Source organism: bacterium, from assembly GCA_004322275.1.
Classification (GTDB): Bacteria; Desulfobacterota; Deferrisomatia; order Deferrisomatales; family BM512; genus SCTA01.
In genome coordinates this window covers 186,646-201,346 of sequence record SCTA01000005.1, presented here as the reverse complement: position 1 = coordinate 201,346, position 14,701 = coordinate 186,646, and the positions used below count along the sequence as shown (strand labels likewise).

Genomic DNA, 14,701 nt, shown 5'->3' with positions numbered 1-14,701 from the left:
GGCGATGGTGTTTACCCCGTCTATCATCTGCCGGGTAATCTCCCGAAGAGAAGAGACCATCGCCGCGAGGGCGTTGCCCATCACGTCCTTCTCCGACTGCGGAGTTATCTTTACGGATAAATCACCCGCCGCGATGCGCTTCGCGGATTCGGACATCTCGCTGAGGCTGTCAACCATCGCCGAGAGGGCGTTGCCCATCACGTCCTTCTCTGAAAGGGGGACGACTTTGACGGAAAGGTCGCCGGCGGAGATCTGTTTCGCGGTTTGGGCCATGCTTTTGAACCGTCGCAGCATCTTGTCCATCGACCGGAGCAGCTTGCCGGTCTCGTCTTCCGAGACGGCTCCTATTTCGGCTTCAACATCGCCGACTGCCAGCTTGTCCGCCACCTCGACGGCCCTGCCGAGTGGTTTTACGATGCTTCGGGTGATTCCAAGCGCGGTCGCCGCCGCTAGGACCGTCGCCCCCAGAAGAAACAAAAGGGTAAACCGCACGGATCTGTTTTTCGCCGCGTTCGCCTCCTCGGAAAGGAACGCAGCCTTGCCCATGGCGAATTCAATGACGTGTTCCATATCGCCTTCGGTTTTTGCGATGACTCCCGCCACCGCTTCCTCGTGCCGGGCCGCGGCCAGCTCTCTTTTGCCGGTTCTGAAAAGTTCGATGGCGTTTTCGCGGCCTGTTTTCCACGCCTCGAGTTCCTGGATTATGTCTCTGACTAGCTGTTTATCGCCCAGAAACCTCTCCTCGACCAGCCTTAGCTTCTCGAGCGCAGCCCTGTCATCTTCTCTTATGGCCGCGAAGATTTTTTCTCTTTTCTGCTCTGTATCGGCCAGGAGGGCTTCATCCATGTCGTGGTGCATCTTTGCGATACGTGTTTGCGCGTCCCGAAGGGAGTTGATTACCGTGAAAGGGTGTTCGTAAAAGGTCTGGTGAAGTTCCTGTACCGTTTCGATCTGCCGGATCGCCATAATTCCAGCGGCGAAGAGGAAAAGAACCACCAGCCCGAAGCCCAGCAGCAGCCTTGTCCCGATACTAATTTTTTGCAGCATGAGAAACCCTCCTCCTTTTGCAGGAGCCGTTTCAAACCTCCTCGTGAACCACGATTCTCGGGTCCGAGAGGATCTTCTCGCCGTCAAGCACCACCAGCCGCTCGCTCGTCACGCCCTTGAGGTAATCGGCGCGGATATCGGTCAGGGTAGGGAGCGAAGGCTGCAGACCGGCGAGGGGAATCAGCCTCACGCCGACCACGGCGTCCGCCAGGATTCCGAACTCCATGACGGAATCGTGAAGGATTATCGCCTTGTTGAGGTCCGAGAGCCCCTTTTCCGGCATGTCGAAGAATTTTCTTATGTCGAGCACCGAAAGAATCTTCCCCCGCACGTTCATGATTCCCATGACGAAGGGAGGCGCGCAGGGGAGCGGCGTCATATCTTTCAAAGGGTAGATCTCGCCGGTGAACGCCGACTCTATGCCGTACCGCTCGCCGGAGAGGAGAAACTCGACGATTTCAATGCTCCCGGCGGCGGTCTCGTCCCTTGGGGTTTCCCTCGCGAGCGCAAGCGCTCTTGATCTGAGTATCTCCCGCTCCCTTGCGCCGGACGCAGGGGCCTCTTCGTTTTCTTTCATTGTGAAAGCCTCTTTTGCTCAGCGCCTTTTTGTCTATCGCCAGCGCTCCCGGCGGCGGTCGCCTCGATAATCTCCGCAAGCCTCCCCGCCGGTATGCCCTCGGATTCCGGGAGTATTTCGTCAAGGCGGTATTTGCGGAGGAGCCGGAGAGCGTTGCCGAAATGGCGTCGCGCTTCTTTCGCCTTCCCCAGCCGCAGGGCGAGGTTGCCAAGGGAAAAGTGGGCCAGAACGAACTCCTGATCGAGATACAGAGCCCGCCCCAGCTCGGCCCCGGCTTCTTCGGCCGCTCCCGTCTCCTGCAAAATTACGGCTCTCAGGTAGTGGAGGCCTGCGCTCATCTTGTCGGCGGCGATGGCTTTACCCGACAGCTTGAGCGCCTCGGAAAGCTTTCCCTCGTTGGCGAGGATGCGGCTAAGGAGGGCAAGCGCCGGGGCGTCGCCGCCGTTTTTGGAAAGGTGAAGGGAAAGGACTTCAGCTGCTTTCCCGTACAGACCCTGCTCGTAGAGGGACAGGGCGGTCTCGCAGGGGGAGGGGGGAGGCGGTGGAACGGCCGCCGGAGGATGCGGCTTTTTTCCCTTCGGCGGAGGCGCCGGAGCGGCGCGGGGTGCGGGTGGCCATCGGTCCGGAAGAGGTGTGACCGGCGCCGGGGTCTTCGGCTCCCGTTTTTGGGGTACGCACCCCGTCTTCCGGTAAAGTATCGCGCCGGGGAAATTTACGGCCGCGAAACGGTCTGAGAGCGTCCCGGAACCTTCGCAGGGGCTGACCACGAGCCACCCTCCGTCAACCAGACAGAGCCGGAGGCGGTCGACGACCCGCTTCGCCAGTTCCGGCTCGAAGTACATGAGGACGTTGCGGCAAAGAATTACGTCCATCGCATTGGTATCGCCTGCAAGGGAAGGGTAGATATCTTCCGCCAGATTCAGCCAGGCGAAGTTCACCATCTTTTTAATGTGGGGCGAAAGTTCGTAGAGGCCGTTCCCGGTCCTGCTGAAGTAGTGTTCACGAAACCCCTTGGGGGGACTGCGGAAAGACCATTCCGTGTAGACGCCTTCTCCCGCCTTTTTCAGCGCCCGCCGGTTGATGTCGGTGGCGAGAATCGAGACTTCCCAGCCCTTGAGGGCCTCCCTCATCCTGTGGAGCATGATGGCGACGGAATAGGGCTCCTCGCCGGTGGCGCACCCCGCGCTCCATATGCGAAGGCGCTGCTCGCCCCCCCGCCTGTTTCTCAGAATCTCCGGAATGATCTCCTGCTCCAGAATCTCGAAACAGCGCATCTCCCGGAGAAAGTAGGTCTCCCCCACGGTGAGGTGGCTGGCCACCGTTTCGGTGGTCTCTCTGGAGGGAGGGGCGGAGATGAACCACTTCGCGAACTCGCCGGGTCCCCCGAAGCCGAGTTCCCTGGCGGCGCAGGCAAGCCCCTGTTCGAGAGCGGGCCATTTGGACCTTGGAAAATGAAGCCCCATACAACCGGCCACCTGCCTGCCGACCTCTTCAAGCACTTCGCCCGGAATAGTCTGATTCATAGCTCCACCTGCCCCACCGCCTCATCGAGCGCCTGATGTTCGGCCAAAGAAAGGAGCTTCGCAGGATCGTGGATGAGGATCATCCCGTCGGGGAGTTTCGCCACCCCGGTCAGAAAGGGCAGGCCCGGGAGGATATCGGCAGCCTCGGTAAGCTCGCGGCCCTCGCATTCGCGGACCTCTTCGGCGGCATCGGCCATGAGGGCGAAATATTTGGAGGAAAAACGGGTGATGATGAGCTGGTCGCCCAGCCGGACGGGACGGGGAGCCAGGCCGAAGCGCTTTCGCAGGTCGATCACCGGCATAATCTCCCCCTGAACGTTGATTACACCGCGGACAAACTCCGGCTCTCCCGGCAGGGGAGTAATCTCCACCATCCGTACGACCCTCCGGACCGGCGTGAGAGGAATGCCGTATCGCTGCGCATCGATGGAAAATACTAAAATCCGCGTCGCTGGAATCATCGGCAAAATCCCCTTGAGGAGCGTTCCTTGCCCCGGCGACGCCGGGCTTTAGGGAAGCGCCCTGTGGATTACCGCTTGAAAATTCTCTCGTCAGTCCTTGAGGGAAGGGACAAAGGGAAAACTGGCCGGATTCCTCCGCAGGCAAACAAGCCTCGCGGCGCATGGCCCAGCCGCGAATACCCCCTTCCCCCGTGACGGCGCACATCGGGCGAAACTGCCACTAAATGCGCAATCACTTGAAGTAAAGCCCGTTTTTTCGTCTTGTCAAACGGCAGGAACATTTTTCGGCATGTGGGAAAGGGAAAACCGGCGAGAAAGGGAGCTTGTATCTTTTGTGCAGGCAAAGAGGCGGTGCGGCTTGTTGAGTATTAACCGGAGCAGTCAGGCGGGCAAAACAAAAGGGGTTACGGCGATGAACCGCAACCCCTTTTTTATTTGATTGGTCGGGACGAGAGGATTTGAACCTCCGGCCCCCTGAACCCCATTCAGTTTTTTTAGCTTTCATTCAGTTTCCCTTAGATTCACAAAAGCCTTGATAGAAGCGCATTACAGGGGTATTGTATCTCCACACCGCTTAACTCTCCCTACCGCAGTTTCACTCGTTTCTGGTAGGGAGCTGGTAGGGAGAATTACAAATGCCCAAAAATGACAGGCCGAAAAGGGAGCGCACTTCTCACCCCGGCGTTTATGCTACACCTCACCCTACACGCAAGAACGGTATCAAGCCGGATTTGTACTTTGAGATCACCTACCGGCTGGACGGAAAGAAGAAGTGGGAGGGCCTTGGATGGGCAACCAAGGATAATATGACGGAGGGAAAAGCCGCCATAGCTTTAGCCAAGCTTAAGGAAAGCCACAAAACCGGCGAGGGCGAGAGGACGCTTAAAGAGAAGAGGGAGAAGGAGAGCGCCAAGGCGAAATCGAAAAAGGCTCTTGAGCTTGAAGAGGCGCGGAAGGCTATAACCTTTTCATCGTTTTGGGATTCGCACTACTGGCCTTTGCAGAGCCACAAGGTCAAGGGCTCAAAAGAGGCGGAAACCGGCCTCTATAACCACTGGATAAAGCCTGTCATTGGCGGGAAGCGTTTTGCCGACATAGGCGAGATAGACCTGCAAAAAATCAAGTCCGCCATGCACAAGGGTGGTAGGGCTCCCGCCTCAATTAAATACGCCTTTTCGGTAGTCTCCCAAGTCTGGACGCTTGCAACCGGTAGCGGATACGTCACAGCCCCATGCCCCACCAAATCCAAGAACGTAAGGCCGCCGAAGTTTGACAACAAGCGTATGCGCCACCTTACCCCCGATGAAGCAAATCTCCTTCTGGAAGGGCTGAAAAACCGCTCCCCGCAGTCTCACGATATGGCACTGTTGTCTCTTTACGCAGGTATGCGCTTTGGCGAGATTGCCTCACTGACTTGGCATGACGTTGATTTTGAGCGCGGGATAATCACCATACGCAACCCAAAGAATAAGAAAAACCGCGCTGCCTACCTGAACAGCCACATCCGCGAAGTATTGGAGCCAAGGGCCGCACAAAGCGGCAAAGGGCTGGTATTCAAGGATGAGAACGGCGAGAGAGTGGGGCGAATATCAAACGTCTACCGGCGGGTAGCGGATGAGCTTTTCAATCAGGGCGTAACGGATCACCTGCAAAGGGTTGGTTTCCACACCTTGCGCCACACCTTCGCTTCATGGCTGGTGGAGGACGGACAAAACCTCTACGCGGTAAAAGAGTTGATGGGCCATTCAGACTTCAAAATGACGCAGAGGTACAGCCACCTTGCCCCGGATGGTTTAAGGGAGGTTGCGAGAAGCCTTGAAGGGAAGCTGGAAGCAAAGCCGGTGAAGCTCCAAGTGGTCAACAATGCAGATTAAAAGAGGTATCCATGAATAAAGACCTAGTCACCAGACTTCATAAAAACTTCGAGGAATCGGCCAATAACAGGGAGGGTGTAGAATTCTGGCTTGCACGCGAGTTGATGGAGCTTTTGGGGTATACGGATTGGCGCAACTTTTTAAGCGTCGTGGACAAGGCGAAGGAAGCCTGTAAGGGCGCGAAACAAAAGGAGTCTGATCATTTCGTTGACGCCAACAAAATGATACCGCTTCCCAAAGGAGCGGCACGAGAAATTCAGGACATAATGCTTACCCGCTACGCCTGTTATCTCGTGGCCCAAAACGGCGACCCGCGCAAAGAGCAAATCGCCTTCGCGCAAAGCTACTTCGCCATTCAGACGCGCAAGCAAGAGCTTATCGAGGAGCGCATATTGCTTCAAGAACGGCTTGGAGCAAGGCAAAAGCTGACGGAATCGGAAACGGAGCTTTCGCGCAATATCTATGAGCGCGGCGTTGACGAGGGCGGCTTTGCGAGGATTCGCAGCAAGGGCGATTCCGCTTTGTTTGGCGGCAAATCTACCCAGACCATGAAAAGCAAGATGGGCGTTCCGGCGACTCGTCCGCTCGCCGATTTTTTGCCGACCGTGACAATTACCGCCAAGAATCTTGCAACCGAGATAACGAATTTCAACGTAGCCAAAGACGACCTGAAAGGCGAACGGGCGATCACGGGCGAACATGTTCAGAACAATCAGGACGTGCGGGATTTGCTCGTAAGGCGAGGCATAAAGCCCGAAGAATTGCCCGCCGAAGAGGATTTGAAGAAGCTGGAAAGACGGGTCAAAACGCAGGAGAAAAAATTAATCGAAGCCTCCGGCAAGCTGCCGAATACAGATGAGGAAAATGAGTAATATTAACCGATCTGGCGGGGGATTTTCTATCCGGACATTTATGGAAGGTGATGAATTGGACAAGAAAGAGAAGTCGCTTCATTTAGCAAACCTTCTTGGGTATAGGGCCAGAACTCCCCGCGCGATAGAGTCAACTGAAGAAGAAAAAAAAGAATCTGCCGAACTTTGGCGAAAAATAAAAGAGAACCAAGAAAAAATCCGCGAGAAAATGAGGGAAACAAACCCAAGAGGGCCGCTGAATAGTCTGGAGCTAGCCGAACTTCGGGAAATGAGAAATAACCTTGAAGCTGCTACCAAACTATCAAAGCTGCCAAACGTTTTTTCAGACAATGGAAGATCGGAATATGAAGCTTTAGAAGCGATAGAGAAAAGCTACCTCAGCGCTCATGCTATTTATCGCAAAGCATTGGAGTGTAAGAAAATATTTACAGATTTTTTTGATAGTTTGAGCGAAAGGGATGAGAATGAATTTTTAGAAAGTAAGGAATATGTTTTGTTTTGTCTGGACCTTAAAGACCGTAACAAAGATATAGGACGTTGGGCCGATGAATTAGTTGAATTGCACAAAATGTTCATGGAATATTGGCCCCCTTCGGATGTGGCGAAAGAGGTTGAGAGGGCGAGGAGTTCGGGCACAAATTCAAGGATAGCAAGCGCGAAATCTAGAAAAAGCAAAATTAACAATGAATTTGAAGAGTTTGCACAATTTCTGTTTGTCAAGTACCGGAATTTATCCAAAGGGACAATTGAAGCAAAAGTAGAAATGTTTGCAGGTGAAGGAGGCATTGAATATATATCCGGGAAACTAGGGGATTCCAGAGGTAAAGAAATCACTCTGGGACATTTTTATAGAAAATATTATTACCCCTTAAGATTATCTGTCACTTAGGGCTTATCGCACATTTTCTTTAGATAAAGTCTGTCTTACCTAATTAAAACTGGCGTACACGCCCAGAAAGGTAAGGCAGATGAATTTTTCCGAACTAAAAGAGAAGTGGCCCTCCTCAATCGTATCCAGAACCGAAATCCCAAAATTTACCGGCGGCGCTGTCGCAGTCGGCACAATCGCCAATGCTGACAGTCAAGGCACTGGCCCCGCGAACCGCTTCAAGATCGGAGCTAAAACCGTCTACACGGTCGATGCGGTTATCGCGTGGTTGGAGAGCAAATCGCAGAAGAACAGGGGGTGAACATGAACCCCCTAAACGGCGAAGCCCCCGATGTGTCATCATCGAGGGCTTCAAGAGAATTGCACCCTAAGGGATATGGGCAAAAAGAATTATACCTCTTTTCTCCTCATGGCGTAAACGCAGAACACAACCGCGTGCATCCCACCTTTGAAATTCAGGAGGTGGGTTATGGGTAAAAGCTCAAAAGCAAAAAGGGGAAAAGGGAAGTCAATCGGGGGCAGTTTTGCGGCTATGCCTGAAAACCTTTTGCATTCAAGGGCATATGCTGAGTTGGCCCCAAGCGCGGCAAAAATATTAGCTCCGATGATTTACGCCGATGGTGTTTTTGTTGTGCATAGAGGTGGTGCTGATTTTCCTTTTACTTACGCCGATGCAAAAAGGCATGGGCTGTCAAGTGCAACATTCAGCAGGGCGATTAAGGAACTTACCGCCAAAGGGTTTATAACTCCCGCCAAACACGGCGGATTGAGGGGCAGTTGCAAAATCGAGAACCGTTTCAAGCGTTCCGAGAGGTGGAAAAAGTATGGGACTCCGGAATTTGAGGAGGTTAAGCGTTTTGATGAGTCGAGACTCTAAGTATGGCTATATCTAGATATTGTCTTCAGTTTTGATAATGGTGAAGAGGCGGAAAAGGGACGTTTACGAATCAATTTTGATAATGGTGGAGTGCAAAAAGGCCGTTACCATGCTCAAAACTGAAGCGTACCGTTATCAAAAATGATGTGGATAAAATTGAAAGAGGCCGAAGGGATACCTGGACGGATGTTGACAGGGAGCGAGACAGACAGGCGAGAGGGCTTAAATATTGGGAGATTGAGAAAACTTGAAAACCTATCAAAACCTGACATTGGGGGGAATGTTAAAAATTGTTAAGTTTCCACTGGAAAGGGCCAAACTAAAATAGGAAGAAATAGATAAACCAGAACCTTATAAAACCTTACTTAAAGACGGGTTTTTTAGTGATGGGGATAAGGGGGGAATGTTAAAAAATGCTAAAGATTGATAACTATTTTACAGCCGGTAAATCCCGAATTTATGGCGTCCATAGGGAGAGGAGAAATTGCCGCGATCAGGGGCAAGAAAAGGTGTCTTCTACATGGCGGGAAGTCCAGCCTTGCCTTCCTCCCAAGTCTCAAAACTGGAGCTTGTAGACGCTCTGGTTGCACAATAAATGTGAAAAGAAGAGAGCTGACGATTGATAACGGCGCAGCGAATAAAATTCATCGACGAATTTATTATTTGCCCGGAATTTTTGGAGTCCATAAGGAAGAAAAAAGTCCCGCGATCCGGGGCAAGAAAAGGTGTCGTCTTCATGGCGGAAAGTCTACCGGCCCTCCCAAGGGCAACAAGAACGCCCTGAGGCACGGCCTTTACACGCGGGAAGCAAAAGAGCGCCGGAAGAAAGAGCGGAAAATATTGAGAGAATTTTTAAAATCACTTTCAAAATGGACTGGATAAGTGCTTGCGGCATAAAGGGAAAGAGAGTATCGAGGTCATTAACAATAATCTGACCTCTTTCTCTCAGAGTGATAAAAGGGAACTTTAAGGAGGCGATATGAAAAAGGGCTGTTTTATTCTGGCTCTTTCCCTTTTTTTCGCAAATATCTGTTTTGCTGGCCCTGTTTGGGTTAAAGGCTATACCCGCAGTGATGGTACTTACGTTCCGGGGCATTACCGTTCCTCTCCTGATAACACCATCTACAACAACTACGGTAGGGACTATAACCCCTATAAAATCGAAGCAGGGCCTGTTCTTCCTCCCAGAGAAGGCCGGGATTTAGCATCTAACGCGGAAGCAGGGGCAGCGTGCGGGGCTTGCCTTGGTGGTTTTCTATTATGGTCTTTTAACGACAGTGAAGAGGTAATAAGAGAAAAAAAGCTTAAGATTTACCAATTTTTAGAAGACGGGATGAAAAAAAATACGCCTCCAGACTTGCTTGATGTCCAAGGGAGAAGATTTGCAAACAGTTTGGGTATGCCGATAGAAAAAGGCGGCGATTTTGAATCCATTATTTCGAGCTATAAATTTACTTGGGAAGTTGAGCACAGAGACGGCGAAACCACTTCTCCAACACCATAGCCAGTTCCTCCCCACTTCTCCAAGTCCCCTTGTTCTTACCCCTTATGATTCCCGAAGTCTCAAATTCGAGCCGTGTAAACGCTCCTGCTGCACAATATTTGTGCAATAGGGGTAAGGGGAATGGTATTGCTTTCATCCTTGGGGAAATGATCGGTTTTGGTTGGAGAAGAGTTGCAGATTAAAAAGGGTGAAAGTTGCTCACCCGGAATTAATGGAGTCCATATAGAACCCTAAGAAGGCCAGTTTTTGGTCTCCATGAATCGAAACCGGTAGGGAGTTGGTAGGGAGAAATGGATATGCAATAAAACAGGGGTTAGGCTTTGCGGCCTAACCCCTTGATTTGATTGGTCGGGACGAGAGGATTTGAACCTCCGGCCCCCTGAACCCCATTCAGGTGCGCTACCAGACTGCGCTACGTCCCGACTTTTATGCTTCGTTAACGAGAGCGCGGAGGGTTTGAGTCTCCGTCTCCAGTTCGAGAAGCGCTTTTTCGCGCTCCTTTTGCAGCTCGGCTCCCTTCGAGATGATCTTCCACGCTTCGCGGAACTTCTTTTTTGCTCCGGCTATCGTGTAGCGCTCGTCGTAGAGGAGCTTTTTTATCAGAAGAACCTTTTCGAGGTCCTTCGCCGAGTAGAGCCGCTGATTCCCTTCGTTCTTCTGGGGCGAAAGGAAGCCGAATTCCGCCTCCCAGTAGCGGAGGACGTGCGGTTTGACCCCCGAGATGTCGGAGATCTCGCCTATCCGGTAGTACAGCTTTTGTGAACTCGTCTGTGCTTCCAAACCGTCTGCTCCGATGTGGAAAAGCGGTGACGAAATATATCAGCGCCATTTGTTAAAAGCAACTACGTATTACTTGCTGTTGAGGCGATCCTTGAGAACCTGGCTGGGCTTGAAGGTAAGGACCTGGCGCTCGGAGATGGTTATCTCTTCGCCGGTCTGGGGATTTCTTCCCTTGCGGGCTTCCTTCATGCGGATCTCGAAATTGCCGAAGCCGCTGATCTTGACCTTGTCTCCGCTTTCGAGAGCTTCCTTCATGGTGTCGAGGATGAGGTTCACCACTTCGGCCGCGCGCTTCTTGGTGAACCCAACGTTCTGGTAAACGGCTTCCACAATGTCGGACTTTGTCATCGTTCGTTCCTTTCGCAAAATTTACTGTTTAATCTCTTAGCCGGGCATTAAAGCGGCCAGACATTTCGCTCACTATCTTTTCGTGGGCCTGTGATACTTCTTCGTCGGTCAGGGTTCTTTCGTTGGATCTGTATGTTATCCGAAACGCCAGGGACTGTTTTCCCTCGGGAATCTTCTCCCCTTCGTAGAGGTCGAAGAGGACCACCGACCTGACCAGGTCTATGTTGAGTGAATATACGGCGTCGATTACCGACCGGGTCGTTACGGACCTGTCGAGGAGGAGCGCCATATCCCTTTCGACGGAGGGAAATTTGTCGAGCCCGCCGAAGGCCAAAACCTCCGTGCGCAGATCCAGCAGGGTGTCCAGATCGAACTGGAAGGCCACTACCGGGGCGGCGAGTTCGTACTTATCCAGGAGGTCGGGGTTTATCTCTCCCAGCCAGCCCAGCTCGAAGTCTCCGGCGCAAAAAACTGCGGCTCTTCCGGGCTGCAGGAAGGGTATCCCGCTTGTCGGCGCAAAGGTCAGATCCGGCCCTCCGAGGCCCATAAGAACCTTCTCCACAACGCCTTTTCCGTCGAAGAAATCAAGCCTATCGTTTCCGGCCCACCAAGTCAAAGGTTCTCTTCTGCCGGTCATAAGACCCGCCGCGCGCATCCTTTCGGCGGGCAGACATTCGCCCGTAACGGGGTGAAAGGTCTTTCCGACCTCGAAGAGGCGGACCCCCTTCATCCCCCGCCGGGCGTTGAGACTCGCCACGCGAAGGAGGCCGGGAAGAAGATGGGTGCGAAGGACGGAGGTCTCCTGCCCGAGCGGGTTTTGCAGGCATACCTTGCAGCGCAACTCGGAATCCGGGTGAAGGCCGATTCTCTCGTCGTCCGTCGGGTCGATGAAGCTGAGGGTGATCGCCTCCTGAAGGCCGCAGGAATAGAGCGCGTCCCGCGCCTTTTCCGCGACGATCCGTTCCACCGGCCTGGGGCCGGGAGCTATGGTGACGCGCGGCATGGTGGCCGGAATCTTGTCGTAGCCCATCACCCTGGCGACCTCTTCTATGAGGTCTATTTCGCGGTCGATGTCTACGCGGAAGGAGGGGGCCGCGACCTTTATCTCGTTTTCGCCAAAGGAGAGTATCTCCAGCCCGAGGCCGCGAAGAAGCCTGGCGGCTTCCTGCGCAGGGACCGAAATACCCAGAGCGCTCTTTATTTTGGGAACGCGAAGGGTAATGATCTTCTTTTCGCGGGGCAGTGGGTAGTTGTCTACGATGCCCTTCGCCGCCTCGCCCCCCGCGACCTCTACGATGAGCCGCGTGGCGCGCTCAAGGGCTATTATCAGCCCCTCGATGTCGGCGCCGCGCTCGAACCTGTAGGAGGCCTCGGTGCGAAGGCCGAGGGTCTTGGCGGTGCGGCGGATGTTCGAGGGTAGGAACCAGGCGCTTTCGAGGAGTATGTCAGTGGTGGTCTCCTCTACCTCGGAGTTGAGACCGCCCATGACGCCCGCGAGGGCCACGGGACCTTCGCCGTCGCAGATCATCAGGTTTTCGCCGCCAACCGGGCGGCTCTGCCCGTCGAGGGTGACGAAGGCGTCGCCGTCCTTCGCGCGGTCCACGACTATGCGCTTGCCTCGAAGGCGGTTAAAGTCGAAGGCGTGAAGGGGGTGGCCCAGCTCCATCAGGACGTAGTTGGTCACGTCCACGACGTTTGAAATCGGGCGGACTCCCGCAGCCTTGAGGCGGTTTTGCATCCACAGGGGAGAGGGGCCGATTTTGACGCCCCGAATGAGGCGCGCCGCGTACCTGTGGCAGAGCTCCGGGGCCTTTATCTCCACCGAGGTGAATTTGGAAGCGGGTTCGCTGGCTTCGGCGACCTCGTAGGGCGGAAGGCGAAGCTCTCTGCCGGTGAGAGCCGAAACCTCGCGGGCGACGCCGAAGACCGAAAGCCAGTCGGGGCGGTTCGGCGTTATCTCCACTTCCATTATGGTGTCGGGAAGGCCGAGAACGTCGATGACCCGAGCGCCGAGGGGGGCGTTTTTAGGCATTATGAGAAGCCCTGAGGACTCCTCGCTTAGGCCCAGCTCTCTTTCGGAGCACATCATCCCGTAGGATTCGACGCCGCGAAGCTTGGCCTTGGAGATCTTGAAGTTGCCGGGGAGGGTTGCGCCGATGCGCGCCAGAGCTACCCGGTCGCCCGCCGACATGTTGGTCGCGCCGCAGACAATCTGGTAGGTCTCCTGCCCGTCGGTAACCTTGCATAGGCTTAGCCTGTCGGCGTTCGGGTGCTGGCCTTTTTCGAGTATCTCGGCTACCACCACGTCTTCGATGCCCTCTCCGAGGGTTTCGACCGCTCCCGCCTCCAGCCCGGCCATCGTGAGCATGTGCGCCAGTTCGGAGGGGGTTTCCGGAACGTCGATGTAATCTTTAAGCCATCTAAGACTGATTCTCATGGCGCTTACCGGAAATGGGAGAGAAAACGGATGTCGTTTTCGTAGAAGAGGCGGATGTCGTCGAGGCCGTACCGCAGCATGGCCAGCCGCTCGACGCCGAGGCCGAAGGCGAAGCCCTGAATCTTTTCGGGATCGTAATCCACGAAGCCGAAGACCGCCGGGTCCACCGAGCCCGAGCCGAGGACCTCCAGCCAGCCGGTGTTTTTGCAGACTCGGCACCCCTTGCCCTTGCAGAGCACGCAGGCGATGTCAACCTCCGCGCTGGGCTCGGTGAAGGGGAAAAAGCTGGGACGAAAGCGGGTGGCGGTGGCGGGGCCGTAATATTCGTGGACGAAGGCGTTAAGGACGCCCTTCAGGTCGGCGAAGGAAATTCCCTCGTCAACCAAAAGCCCCTCGACCTGATGGAACATCGGCGAGTGGGTCACGTCCGAATCGCAGCGGTAGACCTTGCCGGGGGCGACTATGCGCACCGGGGGCCGGGTCTTTTCCATCACGCGCACCTGCACCGGCGAGGTGTGGGTGCGAAGGACGGTGCCGGGGGAAATGTAGAAGGTGTCCTGCATGTCCCTGGCGGGGTGGTCGGAGGGGATGTTGAGCGCCTCGAAGTTGTAGTACTCCAACTCCACCTCGCGCCCTTCGGCCACCTCGAAGCCAAGTCTTCCGAAGATATCCAGTATCTCGCGGACGACTATGGTGAGGGGGTGAAGGGTGCCGGGGAAGGAGGATCTGCCGGGGCGGGTTACGTCAACGGCCTCGCGGGAGAATCTGGCGAGGCGAGCCTCGCCAGACATGGCGGACTTTCGCCCGTTAATTTCGGCTTCAATCTTCTGGCGTATTTCGTTGAGAAACTGGCCGACCCTGGGCCGCTCCTCCGGGGGAACCGAGGAGATACTGCGCATCGCTGCCGTAAGCTCTCCCTTGCGGCCGAGGTAACGGACCTCGATCTCGGAAAGCTCGGCAAGGTCGCCCGCCGCCTTTACGGCGGCGAGCGCGTCCTCCGAAAGTGCTGTTAGCGCTGTAATCATTTCGATTGGCCGTGGTTCTATGAGAACTGACGGTCTAGCCGGCCCTGACCTTCTCGATTATGCGGGCGAAGTCCTCGGGTCTTCTGACGGCAAGCTCGCTGAGGGACTTGCGGTTCAGTTCGATGCCGGACTTCTTCAGGCCGTCGATGAGCTTACTGTAGGAATACTTGTTGATCTTGGCCGCGGCGCTGATGCGGGCGATCCAGAGGCGGCGGAATTCGCGCTTTCTGTTCTTGCGGTCGCCGAAGGCGTAGGCCCAGGCGCGGTGGAGCGCCTCGGTGGCGGAGCGAAGGAGTTTCCTTCTGCCGCCCACGTAACCCTTGGTCTGGGTAAGTATCTTTTTTCTTCTGCGGTGCGAAGGCACTGCGGGTTTTGCTCTGGCCATGGATTTTCTCCTTAAAGGTGTCTGCGGCTCCGGTACGCCTGTCTAGCGGGGCACATGGCGAGCCCGGAAACAAGGCTTTAATAAAAAACGGAGCCTGGTAAA

16 protein-coding genes and 1 tRNA gene are annotated in these 14,701 nt (G+C 54.7%); 7 read left to right on the top strand and 10 right to left on the bottom strand.

Annotation, left to right across the window (positions count from 1 at the left end; all coding sequences use genetic code 11):
* The 4 genes from EPN96_01910 to EPN96_01895 all read right to left on the bottom strand — a co-directional run.
* A partial coding sequence (locus EPN96_01910) for a methyl-accepting chemotaxis protein (protein ID TAL18543.1) occupies window positions 1-1,047 on the bottom strand: 1,047 nt, incomplete at its 3' end.
* A gap of 31 nt (window positions 1,048-1,078) precedes the next feature.
* Entirely contained in the window at window positions 1,079-1,624 is a 546-nt protein-coding gene (locus EPN96_01905; protein ID TAL18542.1) for a purine-binding chemotaxis protein CheW, read from the bottom strand.
* Window positions 1,621-3,147 (bottom strand): chemotaxis protein CheR, encoded by a 1,527-nt coding sequence (locus tag EPN96_01900; GenBank protein ID TAL18541.1) that lies wholly within the window; start codon window positions 3,145-3,147, stop codon window positions 1,621-1,623. Before EPN96_01900 ends, EPN96_01905 begins: the two co-directional genes overlap by 4 nt.
* Window positions 3,144-3,608 (bottom strand): purine-binding chemotaxis protein CheW, encoded by a 465-nt coding sequence (locus tag EPN96_01895; GenBank protein ID TAL18540.1) that lies wholly within the window; start codon window positions 3,606-3,608, stop codon window positions 3,144-3,146. Before EPN96_01895 ends, EPN96_01900 begins: the two co-directional genes overlap by 4 nt.
* A gap of 635 nt (window positions 3,609-4,243) precedes the next feature.
* Between EPN96_01895 and EPN96_01890 the strand changes: the two genes are divergently transcribed.
* The 7 genes from EPN96_01890 (at window position 4,244) to EPN96_01860 (ending at window position 9,624) form a co-directional block, all read left to right on the top strand.
* Complete coding sequence (locus EPN96_01890) at window positions 4,244-5,482, top strand: site-specific integrase (GenBank protein TAL18539.1); 1,239 nt, start codon at window positions 4,244-4,246, stop codon at window positions 5,480-5,482.
* A gap of 11 nt (window positions 5,483-5,493) precedes the next feature.
* The gene (gene dinD, locus EPN96_01885) at window positions 5,494-6,354 is read left to right on the top strand and encodes a DNA damage-inducible protein D (GenBank protein ID TAL18538.1); all 861 of its coding nucleotides are present in this window, start codon (window positions 5,494-5,496) and stop codon (window positions 6,352-6,354) included.
* Window positions 6,355-6,409: 55 nt separating this feature from the next.
* Window positions 6,410-7,243 carry a hypothetical protein gene (locus tag EPN96_01880; GenBank protein ID TAL18537.1) on the top strand — a complete coding sequence of 278 codons (834 nt, stop codon included), beginning with the start codon at window positions 6,410-6,412 and terminating at the stop codon, window positions 7,241-7,243.
* A gap of 79 nt (window positions 7,244-7,322) precedes the next feature.
* Window positions 7,323-7,544, top strand: coding sequence for a hypothetical protein (locus EPN96_01875; protein ID TAL18536.1), 222 nt, complete (start codon window positions 7,323-7,325; stop codon window positions 7,542-7,544).
* A 168-nt stretch (window positions 7,545-7,712) separates the two neighbouring features.
* On the top strand, window positions 7,713-8,120 hold the full coding sequence (locus EPN96_01870) for a hypothetical protein (protein TAL18535.1): 408 nt from the start codon (window positions 7,713-7,715) through the stop codon (window positions 8,118-8,120).
* A gap of 423 nt (window positions 8,121-8,543) precedes the next feature.
* Complete coding sequence (locus EPN96_01865) at window positions 8,544-9,002, top strand: hypothetical protein (protein TAL18534.1); 459 nt, start codon at window positions 8,544-8,546, stop codon at window positions 9,000-9,002.
* Window positions 9,003-9,099: 97 nt separating this feature from the next.
* Window positions 9,100-9,624: a hypothetical protein gene (locus EPN96_01860; protein TAL18533.1), complete on the top strand. Its 525-nt coding sequence runs from the start codon at window positions 9,100-9,102 to the stop codon at window positions 9,622-9,624.
* 345 nt (window positions 9,625-9,969) lie between these two features.
* On the opposite strand, the gene EPN96_01855 is transcribed toward EPN96_01860, so the two are convergent.
* The 6 genes from EPN96_01855 to EPN96_01830 form a co-directional block, all read right to left on the bottom strand.
* Window positions 9,970-10,046, bottom strand: a tRNA-Pro gene (locus tag EPN96_01855).
* A gap of 4 nt (window positions 10,047-10,050) precedes the next feature.
* Complete coding sequence (locus EPN96_01850) at window positions 10,051-10,404, bottom strand: MerR family transcriptional regulator (GenBank protein TAL18532.1); 354 nt, start codon at window positions 10,402-10,404, stop codon at window positions 10,051-10,053.
* 69 nt (window positions 10,405-10,473) lie between these two features.
* Window positions 10,474-10,752 carry an integration host factor subunit alpha gene (locus EPN96_01845; protein TAL18531.1) on the bottom strand — a complete coding sequence of 93 codons (279 nt, stop codon included), beginning with the start codon at window positions 10,750-10,752 and terminating at the stop codon, window positions 10,474-10,476.
* 28 nt (window positions 10,753-10,780) lie between these two features.
* Window positions 10,781-13,189 (bottom strand): phenylalanine--tRNA ligase subunit beta, encoded by a 2,409-nt coding sequence (locus EPN96_01840; protein ID TAL18530.1) that lies wholly within the window; start codon window positions 13,187-13,189, stop codon window positions 10,781-10,783.
* A 5-nt stretch (window positions 13,190-13,194) separates the two neighbouring features.
* The gene (locus EPN96_01835; GenBank protein ID TAL18529.1) at window positions 13,195-14,214 is read right to left on the bottom strand and encodes a phenylalanine--tRNA ligase subunit alpha; all 1,020 of its coding nucleotides are present in this window, start codon (window positions 14,212-14,214) and stop codon (window positions 13,195-13,197) included.
* Between the two features lie 34 nt (window positions 14,215-14,248).
* Window positions 14,249-14,599 (bottom strand): 50S ribosomal protein L20, encoded by a 351-nt coding sequence (locus tag EPN96_01830; protein TAL18528.1) that lies wholly within the window; start codon window positions 14,597-14,599, stop codon window positions 14,249-14,251.
* Between the last annotated feature and the right edge of the window lie 102 nt (window positions 14,600-14,701).

Excerpts from the sequence above, each read along its gene's own strand:
- EPN96_01905 (TAL18542.1), bottom strand. The coding sequence starts at position 1,624 with ATGAAAGAAAACGAAGAGGCCCCTGCGTCCGGCGCAAGGGAGCGGGAG.
- EPN96_01900 (TAL18541.1), bottom strand. The coding sequence starts at position 3,147 with ATGAATCAGACTATTCCGGGCGAAGTGCTTGAAGAGGTCGGCAGGCAG.
- EPN96_01895 (TAL18540.1), bottom strand. The coding sequence starts at position 3,608 with ATGATTCCAGCGACGCGGATTTTAGTATTTTCCATCGATGCGCAGCGA.
- EPN96_01890 (TAL18539.1), top strand. The coding sequence starts at position 4,244 with ATGCCCAAAAATGACAGGCCGAAAAGGGAGCGCACTTCTCACCCCGGC.
- dinD (TAL18538.1), top strand. The coding sequence starts at position 5,494 with ATGAATAAAGACCTAGTCACCAGACTTCATAAAAACTTCGAGGAATCG.
- EPN96_01875 (TAL18536.1), top strand. The coding sequence starts at position 7,323 with ATGAATTTTTCCGAACTAAAAGAGAAGTGGCCCTCCTCAATCGTATCC.
- EPN96_01870 (TAL18535.1), top strand. The coding sequence starts at position 7,713 with ATGGGTAAAAGCTCAAAAGCAAAAAGGGGAAAAGGGAAGTCAATCGGG.
- EPN96_01860 (TAL18533.1), top strand. The coding sequence starts at position 9,100 with ATGAAAAAGGGCTGTTTTATTCTGGCTCTTTCCCTTTTTTTCGCAAAT.
- EPN96_01845 (TAL18531.1), bottom strand. The coding sequence starts at position 10,752 with ATGACAAAGTCCGACATTGTGGAAGCCGTTTACCAGAACGTTGGGTTC.
- EPN96_01840 (TAL18530.1), bottom strand. The coding sequence starts at position 13,189 with ATGAGAATCAGTCTTAGATGGCTTAAAGATTACATCGACGTTCCGGAA.
- EPN96_01835 (TAL18529.1), bottom strand. The coding sequence starts at position 14,214 with ATGATTACAGCGCTAACAGCACTTTCGGAGGACGCGCTCGCCGCCGTA.
- EPN96_01830 (TAL18528.1), bottom strand. The coding sequence starts at position 14,599 with ATGGCCAGAGCAAAACCCGCAGTGCCTTCGCACCGCAGAAGAAAAAAG.